Below are 16670 nucleotides of genomic sequence, written 5' to 3'. Positions count from 1 at the left end.
TCCACACCGAACCGGAAGGCCCTCACCTGTTCAAGATCCCTCAGCCGAGATCTGCCTCACCCGTCCACAACCTCCCCGGACAGAACACCTAGGGCCCTAGCAGAGGCAGGGCTCGGTGCCGAAGCCGAGAACGCTGATGTCGTCCTGGTCCAGCGCGCCGGAGAAGGCGTGCACCTCGTCGACGGCGCCGCGCAGGTACTCGCCCCAGCCGCCTCCGACATGGCCACGCCCCACTTGCAGCCCGCCGGTGGCGCGCCACGCGCCATGGAAGGACGCGGTCGCGGCGGCGCCGGCGTAGTCGTCCAGGTAGAGCTTGATCTGGTCGGTCGCGTCGTCGTACACGACGGCCAACCGCTGGCCCGCGCCCTCGCCGCCGTCAGCGACCGCTGCCTGTTCGACGACTGTTTCGGTGGCCCCGGCGTCATCGCCGTCGGTCACCACCAACTGCCATTCGTAGCTCGCGGGGACATAGCGCACCTTGAACGCATCGGCGTTCTCGCCGCCCTGCGAGAGCACCGTCATCGGGCGGTCGGGGTCGGCGTCCGCGAGGCGGACCACCATACCGATGGTGAAGCTGTCGTCCGTGTCCACGACGGGCTGGTCCGTGGCGGCGTGCCCGGTGGCCCCGTCCAGAGCCAGATGTCCGTCGCCCACGAGCGCGTAATCCGGGACGCAGTCCGGGTCCAACGAGCACTCGAGATCCGGGGAACGATGGACCGTCGCGCCGTCGGACAGCTTCAGCGGCGCGCCCCCGTACAGTTCAGGGCTCGCGCCGTCCTCGGCGTTCTCCAGGGACCAGTGATCCTTCAACTGCGGTTTTCGGGAACCCAGTTCGGCCGCGTCCGCCGGGACGACCACCCGGTCGTAGATCCGCACGTCGCCCACTTCACCGTGCCAGCGGTCGCGGTACCCCGCCGCACCGCGGGCGCGTCCGATCTGGAAGGCGCCTGAGGCCTCGACCGGCGCCGCCTTCTGCGGTGTACCGACCTCGTGGCCGTTCATGTACAGCGTGGCAAGCCCCGTCTCGGTGTCGTAGACGCCCAGTACATGGGCCCATTCGCCGGCCTCGGGAGTGCCACCGGAAACCTCCGCCCCGCCGATCCTGAAGGACCACATCGGTGCGGAGTCGCTGCCCGGCCGCAGCCCCAGCGTGAAGCCGGGGACCTTATCGGCGTCCTGGCTCGCCACGGTCCGCACGGCGTCCGTTCGCGCCGGGCGCACCCAGCCGCCCACCGCGAACGTCTGCCGCGTATCGAGTACCGCCGTGTCCGGTGTCAGGTAACCGTGTCCCGTGCCGTCCAGGCTCGCGGTCGTCGTCAGCGCCGTGCCGTCCGGTGCCGTGGCACCGAAGGTGACTCCGGCGCCGGCCCGTGCGGCAGGCCCTGTTTCGGCCGCGGCCGACTTCGCACCCTCGGAGTCGGCGAGGTTCCAGCGGGCGGCAGGGGCCCGCCCCTCCTGCACGTAGAAGGAATAGTCCGTCTGACCACTTCGGCCCGACCGGTCGACGGCCTCGACGGTGAGCCTTTCCGTACCGCGGCGGGTCGGCAGGAGCCGGACGGTGGCGGGGCCACCGGGCTCCTCCGGCCGCACGGTCCCAGACGTACCGTCCAGGCCCCAGTATCGGTACGAAACGACGTCGTCGGACGGCGAGTCCATGGTGAAGGTGCCGTACTCACCGACCCCGTCACCCCGCTGCTCCTCGGGGTACTCCGGCGAGGAGACGACAGGGTTCTCGGGGTTCTCATCGTCGTAGATGAACTCGCAGACGGAGCCACTGTCCTCCGAGCTCCACGCGGAGTTCGCGGTCCCGTCGTTCGCCCGCACCCGCCAGGACACGACGGTGTCCGGCGGCACGTCTTCGGGCATCCGCCAGGCCTGCGTCGAGCCCGACAGCGTGTGGTTCGTCGTGTACGTACGGCGCTGCTCGGAACCGTCGGCGCCGGTCCACCACGCCTCGAACTCGCCCTTGACGAAGTTCCCCTCAGCGGGCCGGTTGTCCTCCTCGGGGTCGTACAGGACAGCGGTCAGTCTCGGTGACTCCGAGACGTACGGCCGGTCCGCCCCCGCGACACACCCCTTGCCCCCCGTCGCCAGATTCTGGACAAGTGGCCGCAACGGCGGCAGATTGTCCGCCGCCAGGGCCGCCGACGGTGCCGCGACGACCGTCAATGTCGCTGAGCACACGACGGCCACCCGTCTGAGCCTGTTCCAAGTAGTGCTGCTGCGTATCAAGTTGAGCCCTCCCCTGTCGTCCCGCGCTGCACGCGGACCGCAGGAGATTAACAACAGGCACTGACACGTGTGCGCGGCGCACGGCGACAGAACCGCCACGCCACGCCGTACAACGCTTCACGCCTCTCGCACGTCTCCCCTTACAAATAGGCACCCTTACGTAACCCGCATTCCACCCGCCGGACATCGGACCACCTGAACCCCTGAACCCCTGAACCTCTGAACGCCCGGGAGCCCACGTGCGCCGCACCATCGTCATCGCCCTGACCGTCACCGCAGCCCTCACCGCCACGTCGGCCCTCACGGCCGCCTCGGCCGCCGCCGCGGCACCCGTCCCGCCCCGCGCCCCCGTCACCGACTTCAACCACGACGGGTACGCGGACCTCGCGCTGGGCGCGCCCGGGAGTCCGGTGGGCGGGAAGGCGGACGCCGGGGCCGTGTCGGTCGTCTACGGGAGCAAGGGCGGCCCGGACATCGCGCACGCGCGGGTGCTGAGCCGGGCGAGCGCCGGGGTGCCGGGGGCGGCGACCGGCGGGGAGTATTTCGGGGAGCGGGTCACCGCCGGGGACCTCGACGGGGACGGGTTCACCGATCTCGTCGTCGGGTCGGTGAACGGCGCCCACCCGGTGGTGCTGTGGGGTTCCGCGACCGGCCTGAGCGGCACGGGTGCCGTGAGCCTGCCGGGCGGCTCCGGGCTCTTCTCCGTCGGTGACTTCAACGGGGACGGCCACCGCGACCTGGTCACCGACGACTACCCGCGCAGTGACGACCCGGACGACGACGACGCCGGGATGACCCTCTCCTACGGGCCGTTCGAGAGAGCGACCGGCGCCGCCGCGCGCACCGACGCCATCGTGACCAGCCAGACGTTCGGTCCCGGGGACTTCGTCGTCGGCGATGTCACGGGTGACGGCGCCGACGACATCGTCACGAGCCACGGCTTCGAGGAGTCGGCGTACCAGAGCAAGTTCTGGAAGGGCGGCAAGGACGGGGTGAGCCGCACCTCCACCGCGCTCACCTCCAGCCTCGCGGGGGCGGTCGCCGATGTCGACGGGGACGGGTACGGCGACCTCGTCGTGCACGACATCGGCGACAACTACGAGGACATCGCCTACGAGAAGGGGACGGTGCGGGTGCTGTACGGGACCGCCGCCGGCCCCTCCGCCACCCGCACGACGGCGATCACCCAGGAGACGAGCGGTGTCCCGGGCAGCGGGGAGAGCGGCGACCAGTTCGGCACCGACATCGCCGCCGGTGACGTGAACGGCGACGGGTTCGCCGACATCGCCGTCGGCGTGCCCGGCGAGGCCATCGGGAACGTCGCCGCGGCGGGTGCCGTCGTCCTCCTCAAGGGCGGCAGGGGCGGGCTGAGCGGCAGCGGGGCGCAGGCCTTCCACCAGTCGACCGCCGGAGTGCCCGGTGCGAGCGAGAAGGGCGATCAGTTCGGGCTGCAGGTGCTGCTGTCCGATGCGGACGGCGACGGCCGCGCCGACCTGACCGCCGCCGCGCCGCTGGAGGACGGGACGTACCAGGACTCGGGCGCGGCCTGGGTGCTGCGCGGCGCCGCGAGCGGCCTCACCGTCAAGGGCATCACGTCCTTCGGGCCCGCCACGGTCGGCGTGCCCGAGGACGATGCCCAGCTGGGCCGGGACCTGGGCCGGTAAGCCCCAGAACCCCGGCCCTTGGCCCCCGGCTCCCGGCTCCCGGCTCCCGGCTCCCGGCTCCCGGCTCCCGGCTGTCAGAACCGCGGAGCCGTCAGTCCAGTACCGGCAACAGCTCCGGCAGATGCCCGTCCGACGCGGCCGCGGCCCGCACCCGCTCCTCCGGGACGGCCCCGTACAGGGTCGTCCGCGGCTTCGCGGGGCGGCCCGCCGCGTCGGCGACCGCCACCAGGTCCTTGACCGACTTGTACGAGCCGTACGACGAGCCCGCCATCCGGGAGATGGTCTCTTCCATGAGCGTGCCGCCGAGGTCGTTGGCCCCGGAGCGCAGCATCTCGGCGGCGCCCTCGGTCCCCAGCTTGACCCAGCTGGTCTGGATGTTGGGGATGTGCGGGTGGAGGAGGACGCGGGCCATGGCCGTGACGGCGCGGTTGTCGCGGGTGGTGGGCCCGGGGCGCGCGATGCCCGCCAGGTAGACCGGCGCGTTCGTGTGGATGAAGGGCAGCGTCACGAACTCGGTGAAGCCGCCGGTCTCCTGCTGGATGCCGGCCAGGGTGCGCAGGTGGCCGAGCCAGTGGCGCGGCTGGTCCACATGCCCGTACATCATCGTGGACGAGGAGCGGATGCCCAGCTCGTGGGCGGTCTTGATGACCTCGATCCACGTCGCCGTCGGCAGTTTGCCCTTGGTGAGGATCCAGCGCACCTCGTCGTCGAGGATCTCGGCGGCCGTGCCCGGGATCGAGTCGAGGCCCGCTTCCTTGGCGGCGGTCAGCCATTCGCGGATGGAGAGTCCGGTGCGGGACGCGCCGTTCACGACCTCCATCGGGGAGAAGGCGTGGACGTGCATGCCGGGCACGCGCTCCTTCACCGCCTTCGCGATGTCGAAGTAGGCGGTGCCGGGCAGGTCCGGGTGGATGCCGCCCTGCATGCAGACCTCAACTGCGCCGACTTCCCAGGCCTGTTGGGCCCGGTCCGCGACCTGGTCCAACGACAGGGTGTACGCGTCCGCGTCGGTGCGGCGCTGCGCGAAGGCGCAGAAGCGGCAGCCGGTGTAGCAGACGTTGGTGAAGTTGATGTTCCTGGTGACGATGTACGTGACGTCGTCGCCGGACACGGTCTTGCGGATGTCGTCGGCGATGGCGCACAGGGCGTCGAGCGCCGGTCCGTCCGCGTGCAGCAGCGCGAGTGCCTGCTCGTCGGTGAGCCGGGTCGGGTCGTCGGCCGCCACGGCGAGCGCTTCGCGTACGTCGCCGTCGATGCGGGACGGCACCATGCCGGGCACGGCCTGCTCGCGCAGCGCCTCCCAGTCCCCGTACACGACGTCGAAGTCGTCGCGGCGGTCGCTCGTGCGCCCCTCGGTGTCGATGGTGCGGTGCAGGTCGGTGCGGCCGGCCGCGGCTACGTATCCCTCGTCGGGTTCCTGCCAGGGGCGGCCGACCACGGGCGCGTCGGCGACGGCGAGGCCCGTCTCCGGGTCGGCGAGCGCGCGTACGTGGGGCAGCAGCCGCGGGTCGAGCCAGGGTTCGCCGCGCGTGACGAACTCCGGGTAGACGCACAGCCGTTCCTGAAGAGTGAAGCCGGCCTCACCCGACTGCTCGGCGAGTTCCGCCAGTTGAGGCCACGGCTTCTCGGGGTTGACGTGGTCGATGGTCACCGGGGAGACCCCGCCCCAGTCGTCGATCCCCGCGCCGATGAGGCGCGCGTACTCGCCGTCGACGAGGTTCGGCGGAGCCTGCAGATTCCCCGACGGGCCCATGATGTGCCGGGCGACGGCGACCGTGGCGACCAGGTCGTCGAGCTCGGCGTCGGGCATCCCGCGCATCGCCGTGTCGGGCTTGGCGCGGAAGTTCTGGATGATCAGTTCCTGGATGGCGTGGTACGAGCGGGCGACGCGGCGCAGCGCGAACAGCGACTCGGCGCGCTCCTCGTAGGTCTCGCCGATCCCGATGAGCAGCCCGCTGGTGAACGGGACGGAGGAGCGGCCCGCGTCCTCCAACACCCGCAGCCGCACGGCCGGTTCCTTGTCGGGTGAGCCGTAGTGCGGCATGCCGGGCTCGGACCACAGCCGGGTCGCCGTCGTCTCCAGCATCATGCCCATGGACGGCGCCACCGGCTTGAGCCGCTGGAAGTCCGTCCAGGTCATGACGCCCGGGTTCAGGTGCGGCAGCAGACCCGTCTCCTCCAGGATCCGGATCGATATGGCCCGCACATACGCGATCGTGTCGTCGTAGCCGTGCGCGTCGAGCCACTCGCGGGCCTCGGGCCAGCGGTCCTCCGGCTTGTCGCCGAGGGTGATCAGGGCTTCCTTGCAGCCGAGTTCGGCACCCTTGCGCGCGATGTCGAGGACCTCGTCCTGCGACATGAACATTCCGTGCCCTTCGCGCCGCAGCTTGCCGGGCACGGTCACGAACGTGCAGTAGTGGCACTTGTCGCGGCACAGCCGGGTCAGCGGGATGAAGACGCTTTTGGAGTACGTGATGACGCCCGGCCGGCCCGCGGCGGCGAGCCCCGCGTCGCGCACCCGGGCGGCGGACGCGGTGAGGTCGGCCAGGTCGTCGCCGCGCGCCTGGAGCAGTACGGCGGCCTCCGTGACGTCGAGGGCGACACCGTCCCTGGCCCGTTTGAGCGCGCGGCGCATCGCGTTGGCGGTGGGACGTTCCGCCTGGGCACGGTCCGCCTGGGCTCGTTCCGCCTGGGCACGGTCTGCCTGCGTGCGGTCTGCCTGTGTCTGGGATACGGCGTCCGGATCACTCATGAAGCGAGCATACGAGCGCATCCCGGACGCTTCGAGGGCGCCCGGACGCCGCGCGCCGCTCTTTCCCGGCCGTCCCCTGGGTATGGGCCCGTCCGCTCAGAGGTACGGGGCGAAGTCGTCGAGGACCTTGAGGACGGCCGTCTCGTCGCCCGGCGGCAGCTGCAGCACGACCTCCTCGACCCCCTGGGCGGCGTAGTGCGCGAGCTTGCCGGGCGTCGGCAGGACCGCGTACGGGACGACCTGGAGCGCGCCCGGGTCCCGGCCGGCCGCCGCCCAGACCGCGCGCAGCTCGGGCAGGGTCCGGCTCAGGCCGCCGCCTCCGATGGGCATCCAGCCGTCGGCGTAGGCGCAGATGTGCTCGAAGAGTTTCGGGCCCGCGGCGCCGCCGACGAGGATGCGGGGCGCGCCGCCGCGCACCGGCTTGGGGAAGGCGTGGCTGGCGCGGACGGACTGCCCGCGGCCGCCGCCGTCGTACGCGGTCGGTTCGGCCGCCCACAGGGCGCGCATGATGCCGATCCGTTCCCGGGTCAGGTCCCTTCTCGTACGCCACTCGACCCCGTGGTCGGCGGCTTCCTCCTTGTTCCAGCCGAAACCGACGCCGAGCGTGAAGCGGCCGCCGGAGAGATGGTCGAGGGTGGCGATCTGTTTGGCGAGGGCGATCGGATCGTGCTCGGCGACGAGCGTGATCCCGGTGCCGAGGGCGAGGCGCTCGGTGACGGCGGCGGCCTGGCCGAGTGCCACGAACGGATCGAGGGTGCGGGTGTACTCGCGGGGCAGGTCGCCGCCGTTGGGGTAGGGGGTGGTGCGTTCGGCCGGGATGTGGGTGTGTTCGGGAAGGTAGAGGCCCGCGAAGCCGCGCTGTTCCAGTGCGCGGGCCAGGCGTACCGGGGTGATGGTCTCGTCGGTCAGGAAGATCGTGGTCGAGATCCGCATGCGGCATTCCTAGCGGCGGGGCTTCCAGGAGTCCATGGCCTCGTCTACGCTCACCCGCGACTTGCACAACGGGGGGATTAGTCATGCTCGTACATTCACGTTCACGCTCACGTTCCATGACCGTGCTGCTGTTGCTGGGTGCGCTGCTGTTCGGCGGCGTACCGGCGGCGTCGGCGTCCGTGTCCTCGTCCACGCAGTCGGTTGTACCGGCGGCAGATCAGGCACAGCAGCCGGTACAGAAGGCCGCCGCGAAGAAGGTCTCGAAGCCCAGCACGGTCAAGAAGAGCATCAAGAAGAGCAAGAAGAAGAAAAAGAAGAAGAGCGGGGCGTTCGGCTGGATCCTGATCATCGCGATCGTGATCATCCTGCTGATCGTCGCGGTCGTGTTCCGCAGGCGCAGCCGCTCATAGCTGCTCGTAGTCGCCCGTAATCCGCCGCTCCCCTTCCCTTGGAGGGGAGTTCACGGCTCAATGCCAGGGTCGCACCCGTCACATCCGACACCCTGGGGAGCCGCGATATGTGCACCGACGACACGCACGGGCAGGATCCTGACAAAGACGGCATCGGCAGACGAGCGTTGCTCGTGACCGGGGCCGCGGGCGCGCTTACGCTCGCCACCATGAGCTTCGCCGACGCCGCAGAGGGCTCGTACGAGGGATCGCAGTCCACCAAGACGCTCAAGGGCACGCTGCCGCCGGGAGCGCCCGACTTCGTGTACCTGCCGGTGGAGGTGCCGCGCGGGGTCCGGGAGATCAAGGTCTCCTACACGTACACCAAGGCGACGGTCCCGGCCGGCACGCAGAACAACGCGCTCGACATCGGCGTCTTCGACGAGCGCGGCACGGCGCTCGGCGGCAAGGGGTTCCGCGGCTGGTCGGGCGGCGCGCGCACGGAGTTCTTCGTGCGCGCGGACGACGCGACGCCCGGCTACATCCCGGGTCCGGTGCGCGCCGGCACCTGGCACATCGCGCTCGGCCCGTACACGGTCGCGCCCGAGGGCCTGCCGTACGAGGTGACGGTGACGCTCACGCACGGCGCGCCCGGCGAGGCGCCGGTCCGCACGTATCCGCCGGAGCGGGCGCGCGGGCGCGGCCGCGCCTGGTACCGGGGTGACTGCCACGTCCACTCCTGGTACTCGGACGGCCGCCGCACCCCGGCCGAGATCGGCGCGCTCGCCCGCGCGGCGGGCCTGGACTTCATCAACACGTCCGACCACAACACGTACTCGTCGCACGCGCACTGGGCGGACGTGGCGGGCGACGACCTGCTGGTGATGCTCGGCGAGGAGATCACGACACGCAACGGGCACGTCGTGGCCCTCGGCACGGACCCCGGCACGTTCATCGACTGGCGCTACCGGGCGCGGGACAACCGCTGGGCGAAGTACGCGCAGGAGATCCGCCGGTCGGGCGGCCTCGTCGTCCCCGCGCATCCGCATGCGACGTGCATCGGTTGCGGCTGGAAGTTCGGCTTCGGCGAGGCGGACGCGGTGGAGGTGTGGAACGGCCCGTACACCCCGGACGACGAGATCTCGCTCGGCGACTGGGACAACACGCTTGTCTCCTACGCCCGTTCGGGCCGCAGGTCGGGCTGGATCCCGGCGATGGGCAACAGCGACGCCCACCGCGACCCGGACCGCATCGGCGGCCCGCAGACGGTGGTCCTGGCCGACGCCCTGACCCGCGACGCCATCCAGGCGGGCATCCAGGCGGGCCGCTCGTACGTGGCCGAGTCCAAGGACGTCGAACTCACCTTCACGGCAACCGGCGGCAAGGCCGCCCACGCGGGCATCGGCGAACGTCTGGCGGTGAGCCCCGCCACCCCGGTCACCATCCACTTGGAGGTCAAGGGCGCCCCCGGCTGCACGCTCCACCTGGTCACGGACCAGGGCACGCTGTTCACGTCTCCCGCGCTGCCCGACTCCGGTACAGGTTCGGTGAGCTGGCAGACGACACCTTCCTACGCGGCCTACGTCCGCGCGGAGGTCCGCCACGCTCCAGCGGTGACGGGCCTGCCGGGGGCATTGGCGGCATTCACGAACCCGGTGTTCTTGGGGGCGGTCACGTAGCCGGACGGGCTCGCATCTGTTCGCCCGGGTCCCCGGCTGTCTGGAGATCCGGGCCGGGTAGGTGTGCAGGCTCCGGCACGAAAAGGTCCTCCGCCACATCGGCCACGAGCGCCCGGTCGAACCACACCTCGAGTTGAGCAAGGTCGTCACAAGCCTCGACCCGCTCCCGCACGGCGGCCGACACCTGGACACCACGCCGGTCAAGGATCCGCAGAACGTCTTCGACGCCCTGCTGTGTACGACCCTCCTCGCGGCCCTCCTCGCGGCCTTCCTCGCGCAGGCGCATCGATGACTCCGACCGGAAGTAAGAAAGCGGAACAGCCATCAGTTGCCTCCAGATGTCGGCGGCCGGGAATTTCCCCAGCCCCAGTTCGGTGAACTCGGCGAAGACCGTCGCGCCCCCGCCCCACTACCGTCCCCCGCACTCTGCCCAAAGCAGCTTCCCGCGCGTCGCCGCCGGGAACGTGTACGCGCCCCAGTCATCCGCGTAAGCCCTTACGAGGAAAAGTCCGCGGCCTCCCTCGGCGGTCACGTCCGCGCTGGGCACGCAGTTGCCGAATCCCGGCGGGACCTTGGGGTCGCCGTCCCACACGGCCACCCGTACGCGGTGCGCGTCCATGGCACCCGGCCCGATCCGCAGGGCGTACGAACCCGTCGTGTGCCGGTGCGCGTTCGTGAGCAGCTCCGAGGCCAACAGCTCCGCGGCGTCCGCCAGTTCGGGTCTCCCATGCGCCTTGAGGACCAGCCGGAGCGCGGCTCGGGCGATGCCGGGGGCCCGGGGGTCGTGGGGCAGCTGGAAGGTGTACGTGCCTGGAACCGGGCCTGACGGGGAGTCCAGCGGCGATACGGTTGACATGGAAGTCTCCGTTCAGCGGAAGGAGTTGGCCTTGCAGTGGTTGTTGCCCAGTGACCCGGCCGCTCCGTCGAGCGGGGTGCTTCTGGGCGGGGCGCCGAGTACTAAAGTAGCGACACGGAGTTAACGTGTTCACCGAATCTCGGCGATCGCAGTAACTGCCACTCGTGTGAGTGAAGGAGCCGGAAGCACCTCGTGAGAAGCAACCCGACGGGCCGTCAGCTCCGGTTCGGCGCCGAGCTGCGCAAACTCCGCGAACGTGCCGGCCTGACCGCGACCCAGGCCGGTCAACTCATGGGCATCAAGCAGACTCAGGTCAGCAACATGGAGGCCGGACGCGTCGGGGTCAGCGCAGAACGCGTACGCGTGCTTGCCTGCCACTACGACTGCGCGGACCAGGCCTTGGTGAACGCCCTGGCCGACATGACTGCCGAGCGCACACGCGGCTGGTGGGAGGAATATCGCTCGATCCTCCCCGTCGGCCTCCTCGACCTGGCCGAACTCGAGCACTCCGCGAAACGGCTGCGCACGGCCGTCACCTTGCACATCCCCGGGCTCTTCCAGACCGCCGAGTACGCCCGCGAGGTCTTCCGTCAGGCCGTGCCGGAACTACCGCCGCCGGACGTCGAGCACCGGGTGTCGTTCCGCGTGAAGCGCCAGGCTGTCCTCTTCCGGGACCCGCCCACCCCGCAGCAGGTCGTGATCCACGAGGCCGCCCTGCGCATGCGACTCGGCGGCCCGCACGTCACGAGCGCCCAACTCAAATACTTGCTGGACCTGAACGAGCGCAAACACATCACCGTACGGGTGCTCCCGTTCGCGGCCGAAGCCCTACCCGGTTCGGGGCAGGCGCTCTACTACTTCGAGGGCTCGGTGCCTCAGCTCGACACCGTGAACTTGGACCAGTCGCACGGCCCTGTCTTCCTCGACGGCGAGGCACAGCTACACAAGTACCGTGTCCTGCTCGAACGCATGGAAACGGCATCCCTTTCGCCCGAGAAGTCGCAGCACCTCATCCACGACATCATCCGTGAGCTGTAAGGAACCGACCATGCGCGATCCGAACTGGCAGAAGTCCTCCTACTGCTCCGAAGGCAACTCCTGCGTCCACGTATCCGGCGACGACACCACCCACATACGCGTAACCGAATCCGCCGACCCCCGCGAAGCGATACTCACCGCCACCCCCGCCGCCTTCGCCGCCCTCCTGCACACGCTGAAGAAGAGCACACCCCATGTCTGACACCCCCACCGACCTCACCTGGACCCGCGCCGCCCCCGACGACGCCGAGGGCCCCGGCCCCTGGATCGAAATCGCTTATGGCGGCTGCGACTTGGTGTACCTGCGCGAGACGTCCGCGCCCGACACCGTGGTCACCACCACCCGCACCAAATGGGACGCCTTCGTACTCGGCGTCCAGGCGGGCGAGTTCGACCACTTCGTCGACGGGGCCGAGAGGTAACAGCCCGCACAGGGACTCACCCCGGCCAGACGATCGACTGCAGCTCGCTGTACGCATGCAGCGCGTAAGAGCCGACGTCACGCCCCACTCCGCTCTTCTTGAACCCGCCGAACGGTGCCTCCATGTTGCGCCCGATGGTGTTCACACCGACGCCCCCGGCACGGAGCCGCCGCGCGACGCGGAACGCGCGGGCGACGTCGCCGGACCAGACGTAGTCGATGAGCCCGTAGTCGGAGTCGTTGGCGAGGGCGACGGCCTGGTCCTCGTCGCCGGGGCCGTCTCCGTCGAACGGCACCACGGCCACGACGGGGCCGAAGATCTCCTCGCGGACAACCCGCATCTCGTTGGTGCAGTCGGCCAGGAGGGTCGGCGCGACATAGAACCCCGTGTCGAACGCCGGCCGCTCCCCGCCCGCGACCACCGTCGCCCCTTCCTTGCGCCCCAACTCCACGTACGCCTCGATGCGTTCACGATGCGCGGCGGAGATGACGGGCCCGACGACCGTGCCCCGCTCCCGCGGCTCGCCGACCTTCATAAAGCCCACGTACGCGGTCAGTTTCGCGACGAACTCGTCGTACACGGAGCGGTGCACGAGGGCCCGCGTCGGCGCGGTGCAGATCTGTCCGCTGTAGAAGGCGTACGTCGTCCCGATCCCGGCGACGGCCGAGTCCAGGTCGGCGTCGCCGAAGACGATCGCGGCGCCCTTTCCGCCGAGCTCCATCAGCTGCCGTTTCATCGACCGGCCGCACACTTCGCCGATGCGCTGCCCGACGGACGTGGAGCCGGTGAAACTGACCATGTCGACGTCCGGCGAGTCGACGGCGGCCTCCCCCACCTCCACAGCGGCGCCGCTGACGACGTTCACGACGCCGGGCGGCGCGCCCGCCTCCTGCAACGCGGCCGCCATCCGGTACACGGACAGCGGGTCCTGCGGCGCGGGCTTCACGACGACGGTGTTGCCCATGGCGAGGGCGGGGGCGACCTTGCCCGCCGGGTTGGCCCACGGGTTGTTGTACGACGTGATGCAGGTGACGACGCCGACGGGCTGCCGCACGGCCAGCGCGCCCACCACGCCCGCCTTCCCCATCGGCCCGGCCTCGTTGATCTGCGGCGGCAGCCCTTGTTCTACGGGTTCCAGGGCGCCCTGGGCGTAACGCCGGAAGCGGGCGACGCCGACGGCGACCTGCATGCCGCGCGCGGTGCCGCTGGTGGCCCCGCTCTCGGCCTGCGCCAGCTCGGCGTTGGCCGCGAAGTCGCGCTGCATGAGGTCGGCGGCCCGGTCGAGGATCGCGGCCCGCTCCCGCGGGGTCGTACGCGACCACGTCCCGAAGGCGTCGCGGGCGGCGCGCGCGGCGTCGTACACCTGCTGCCGGGACGCTTCGGGCGCCTGCCCGACGACGGTCTCACTCGCCGGGTCGACGACGTTGTAGTGCCCACCGCCCGGCTCGACCCACTCACCACCGATGAGCAGCTTCTGGGGGCCCTTCATCGCGTGCTCACCGTGCGCGTGTCCTGCCCGGAGCGGAGCACCTTGCCGGGCACGGCGCCGCTGACCACGTCATGGCGCATGGCTTCAACTCCGTTGACCCACACGGCAGTTATTCCTATGGCCTTCGAGTCGAGGCGCGGGCTGTCGCCCGGCAGGTCGTGCACGAGCGTGGCCTTCCCCGCGTCGATCGTCTCGGGGTCGAACAGCACGAGGTCGGCGTGCCAGCCCTCCCGCACCCGCCCCCGCTCACGCAGCCCGAACAGCTGGGCGGGGTCGTCGGTCAGCATCTTCACGGCCGCTTCGAGCCCCATCAGTTTCCGCCCGCGCAGGCAGTCCCCGATGAACCGTGTCGTGTACGGCGCCCCGCACATCCGGTCCAGGTGCGCGCCCGCGTCGGAGCCGCCGAGCATGACGTCCTCGTGCTGCCAGGTCTCGGCGCGCAGCGTCCACGAGTCCGGGTCGTTGTCGGTCGGCATCGGCCAAAGGACCGTCCTGAGGCGGTCGTTGGCGCAGATCTCGACGAGGCACTCGAAAGGCTCCTGGCCCCGTTCGGCGGCGATGTCCCGCACCACCCGGCCGGTCAGGCCCTCGTTCGTCTCCGCGTACGTGTCCCCGATGACGTACCGCCCGAAGTCGGTGAGCCGCCGGAAGACGCCGGCCTCCTTGCTGGCGGCGCGGCGCAGCATCTCCGCGCGCACGTCCGGGTCCCGCAGCTTCGCGATCCGCTCGTCGACCGGCAGTCCGAGGATGTCTCCCCAGCCCGGGATGAGGTTGAGCGCGCAGAACGTGCCCAGCGACATGTTCATCGGCGTCAGGATAGGCATCGTCAGGGCGACGATCCGCCCGCCCGCCTTCCGCGCCCGCTCGCTCGCCCCGAGCTGGCGGGGCACACGCTCGGGCACGGCGGCGTCGATGGTCAGCACGTTCCAGTTGAGCGGGCGCCCGGCGACGGCGCTCATCTCGACGAACAGATCGATCTCGGCGTCGCTGAACTGATCCAGGCACCCGGCGACGATCGCCTCGATCTGCGTCCCCTCGTGCTCCCCGACGGCCTGACTGAGGGCGATGAGTTCGGCGGGCAGGGCGTGCCGCGAGGCGACGGGCTTGCCGTCCCCGTCCGAGTGCGTGGACGACTGGGTGGTGGAGAACCCCCAGGCCCCCGCGTCCATGGCCTCGTGGAAGAGGTCGAGCATGGCCCGCAACTGCTCCTGCGAGGGCTGTCCGCCGACGGCGTCCGCGCCCATCACGTACCGCCGCAGCGCGCAATGCCCCACCATGAAGCCCGCGTTGACGGCGATCCGCCCGTCCAGGGCGTCGAGGTACTCCCCGAACGAGTTCCACGTCCATGGCGCGCCCTCCTCCAGGGCGACCAGCGACATCCCCTCGACCTTGGACATCATGCGGCGCGTGTAGTCGGCGTCCTCGGGCCGGTCCGGATGCAGCGGGGCCAGCGTGAAACCGCAGTTCCCTCCGGCCACGGTGGTCACGCCGTGATTCAGCGAGGGCGTCGCGTACGGATCCCAGAAGAGCTGCGCGTCGTAATGCGTGTGCGGATCGACGAACCCGGGCGCGAGCACGAGCCCGGTGGCGTCCTCACTGTGCCGTGCCCCTTCGGTGACAGCGCCCGGTTCGGCGACGACGGCGATCCGCCCGTCCCGAATCCCGACGTCGGCCACGAAGGCGGGCGCACCGGTCCCGTCGACGACGGTGGCCCCTTTGATGAGGTGATCAAGCATGAACGTCAGCCCCCAATTCTCAGCCCCTCGGGGATGAGGAGCCGGCTCCGGCAAAATCCAGCCCCTCCGGCGTTTGAGGAGCGGGGTCCGGGGCGGAGCCCCAAAATCCAGCCCCTCCGGCGATTGAGGAGCGGGGTCCGGGGCGGAGCCCCAAAATCCAGCCCCTCCGGCGATTGAGGAGCGGGGTCCGGGGCGGAGCCCCGTGACATCAGCAACGAAAGGGCCCCGGCCCTCCTGTCCGGGAGGAGGAGAACCGGGGCAGCTCAGCGATCAGACCCCGGAAGCCCGAAACCGGGTCGTCCGGTGGACCGGATCCGTATCGATCTTCGGAATGACGTGCTCCCCGATCAGCCGGATCGAGTTCAACGTCTCCTCATGCCCCATCCCGATGGGCAACCCGAACGACAACTGATCCGCCCCGGCCTGCTCCCACCGCTTGCACTGCCGGAGCACCTCGTCCGGGTCACCGCAGATCATCAGCTCCTCGGCGATGAGCAACTCGATGATCTCTGCGCTGTACTCGGGCAGGATCTCCGGCCACTCCGGGATGCCCTCGGGCCGCGGGAACGTGTCGTGGTAGCGGAACACCAGCGACTGCAGATAGTTGAGCCCGCCGTTCACGGCGATCTCGACGGCCTTGTCGTGCGTCTCGGCGCAGATCGCCGTCGACGTGACCATGACGTTGTCGTTGACGAAGTCGCCGATCGGCTCCGCGTCCTGGATGGCGGTCTTGTACTGCTCCAGAACCCATTCCATGTCGGAGACCTTCTGGACGCTGAAGCCCAGCACCCCGAGCCCCTTCCTTGCCGCCATCGCGTACGAGGGCGGGGACCCGGCCGCGTACCACATGGCGGGGTGCGACTTTCCGTACGGCTTGGGGAAGATCTTCCGCGGGGGCAGCTGCCAGTGCTTGCCCTGGAACCCGGGGTACTCCTCCTGGAGCCACATCTTCGGGAACTCGGCGATGGTCTCTTCCCAGATTTCTTTCGTGTAGTTCATATCGGTCACGCCCGGTATGAACCCGAGGATCTCGTGCGAGCCGGCCCCGCGCCCGCTGCCGAACTCGAACCGGCCCTCACTGAGGTGGTCGAGCATGGCGACCTTCTCGGCCACCTTGACCGGGTGGTTGACCTGGGCGAGCGGATTGAAGATGCCGGAGCCGAGGTGGATCCGCTCGGTGGCGTGTGCGAGGTAGCCGAGGAAGACGTCGTTGGCGGAGAGGTGCGAGTACTCCTCCAGGAAGTGGTGCTCGGACGCCCAGGCGTACTTGAAGCCGGACTTGTCCGCCTGGATGACGTACTCGGTCTCGTTCATGAGCGCGCGGTGTTCGGCGGTCGGATCCGTCAACGCCTGCTTGCCCACGTATCCCTGTACAAAGAGCCCGAATTCCAAGGAGGTTCACCGTCCTCGTCAGTTTCTGACGGATCGTCAGATTGGATGGTCCGACTGTTTCACCGTGCTCGTGGAGCGTCAATAGCTG

Annotated in this window: 14 protein-coding genes; 7 read left to right on the top strand and 7 right to left on the bottom strand. The window is 70.1% G+C overall.

Annotated features, from left to right (window positions below; translation table 11 throughout):
* Positions 1-96: 96 nt before the first annotated feature.
* A complete protein-coding gene (locus ACIREE_RS40380; RefSeq protein ID WP_404164241.1) occupies positions 97-2184 on the bottom strand; it encodes a LamG-like jellyroll fold domain-containing protein in 2088 nt (695 codons plus the stop codon).
* Positions 2185-2471: 287 nt separating this feature from the next.
* On the opposite strand from ACIREE_RS40380, the gene ACIREE_RS40375 reads away from it, so the two are divergent.
* A complete protein-coding gene (locus ACIREE_RS40375) occupies positions 2472-3896 on the top strand; it encodes an FG-GAP and VCBS repeat-containing protein (RefSeq protein ID WP_404164239.1) in 1425 nt (474 codons plus the stop codon).
* Between the two features lie 91 nt (positions 3897-3987).
* Here ACIREE_RS40375 and ACIREE_RS40370 read toward each other — a convergent pair whose 3' ends face one another.
* Both ACIREE_RS40370 and ACIREE_RS40365 read right to left on the bottom strand, forming a co-directional pair.
* Positions 3988-6531, bottom strand: a complete 2544-nt coding sequence (locus tag ACIREE_RS40370; protein ID WP_404164247.1) for a bifunctional FO biosynthesis protein CofGH — start codon at positions 6529-6531, stop codon at positions 3988-3990.
* Positions 6532-6744: 213 nt separating this feature from the next.
* Entirely contained in the window at positions 6745-7581 is an 837-nt protein-coding gene (locus tag ACIREE_RS40365; RefSeq protein ID WP_404164237.1) for an LLM class F420-dependent oxidoreductase, read from the bottom strand.
* A gap of 116 nt (positions 7582-7697) precedes the next feature.
* Here ACIREE_RS40365 and ACIREE_RS40360 point away from each other — a divergent pair, with 116 nt between their 5' ends.
* From ACIREE_RS40360 to ACIREE_RS40350, 3 genes are all read left to right on the top strand, one after another.
* Positions 7698-7991, top strand: coding sequence for a hypothetical protein (locus ACIREE_RS40360; RefSeq protein ID WP_404164235.1), 294 nt, complete (start codon positions 7698-7700; stop codon positions 7989-7991).
* 107 nt (positions 7992-8098) lie between these two features.
* Positions 8099-9649 carry a CehA/McbA family metallohydrolase gene (locus ACIREE_RS40355; RefSeq protein ID WP_404164233.1) on the top strand — a complete coding sequence of 517 codons (1551 nt, stop codon included), beginning with the start codon at positions 8099-8101 and terminating at the stop codon, positions 9647-9649.
* Positions 9650-9782: 133 nt separating this feature from the next.
* Positions 9783-9941 (top strand): hypothetical protein, encoded by a 159-nt coding sequence (locus ACIREE_RS40350; protein ID WP_404164231.1) that lies wholly within the window; start codon positions 9783-9785, stop codon positions 9939-9941.
* A 117-nt stretch (positions 9942-10058) separates the two neighbouring features.
* On the opposite strand, the gene ACIREE_RS40345 is transcribed toward ACIREE_RS40350, so the two are convergent.
* Positions 10059-10505, bottom strand: a complete 447-nt coding sequence (locus ACIREE_RS40345; protein WP_404164229.1) for an ATP-binding protein — start codon at positions 10503-10505, stop codon at positions 10059-10061.
* A gap of 192 nt (positions 10506-10697) precedes the next feature.
* On the opposite strand from ACIREE_RS40345, the gene ACIREE_RS40340 reads away from it, so the two are divergent.
* From ACIREE_RS40340 to ACIREE_RS40330, 3 genes are read left to right on the top strand one after another with little or no spacing between them, the layout of a single operon-like run.
* Positions 10698-11543, top strand: a complete 846-nt coding sequence (locus ACIREE_RS40340; RefSeq protein ID WP_404164228.1) for a helix-turn-helix domain-containing protein — start codon at positions 10698-10700, stop codon at positions 11541-11543.
* A gap of 10 nt (positions 11544-11553) precedes the next feature.
* A complete protein-coding gene (locus ACIREE_RS40335; protein WP_404164226.1) occupies positions 11554-11745 on the top strand; it encodes a DUF397 domain-containing protein in 192 nt (63 codons plus the stop codon).
* Complete coding sequence (locus tag ACIREE_RS40330; RefSeq protein WP_404164224.1) at positions 11738-11965, top strand: DUF397 domain-containing protein; 228 nt, start codon at positions 11738-11740, stop codon at positions 11963-11965. The genes ACIREE_RS40335 and ACIREE_RS40330 overlap by 8 nt, the downstream gene beginning before the upstream one ends.
* Positions 11966-11981: 16 nt before the next feature.
* Here ACIREE_RS40330 and ACIREE_RS40325 read toward each other — a convergent pair whose 3' ends face one another.
* From ACIREE_RS40325 to ACIREE_RS40315, 3 genes are all read right to left on the bottom strand, one after another.
* Positions 11982-13454: an aldehyde dehydrogenase family protein gene (locus ACIREE_RS40325; protein ID WP_404164223.1), complete on the bottom strand. Its 1473-nt coding sequence runs from the start codon at positions 13452-13454 to the stop codon at positions 11982-11984.
* Positions 13451-15190: an amidohydrolase family protein gene (locus ACIREE_RS40320; protein WP_404164222.1), complete on the bottom strand. Its 1740-nt coding sequence runs from the start codon at positions 15188-15190 to the stop codon at positions 13451-13453. Before ACIREE_RS40320 ends, ACIREE_RS40325 begins: the two co-directional genes overlap by 4 nt.
* A gap of 270 nt (positions 15191-15460) precedes the next feature.
* A complete protein-coding gene (locus tag ACIREE_RS40315) occupies positions 15461-16582 on the bottom strand; it encodes an LLM class flavin-dependent oxidoreductase (RefSeq protein WP_404164220.1) in 1122 nt (373 codons plus the stop codon).
* Between the last annotated feature and the right edge of the window lie 88 nt (positions 16583-16670).

It is taken from the genome of Streptomyces sp. NPDC102467 (genome assembly GCF_044765445.1).
Lineage (GTDB): Bacteria > Actinomycetota > Actinomycetes > Streptomycetales > Streptomycetaceae > Streptomyces.
Note: the sequence above shows the minus strand (reverse complement) of the source record. Positions and strands in the feature narration are given on the sequence as shown.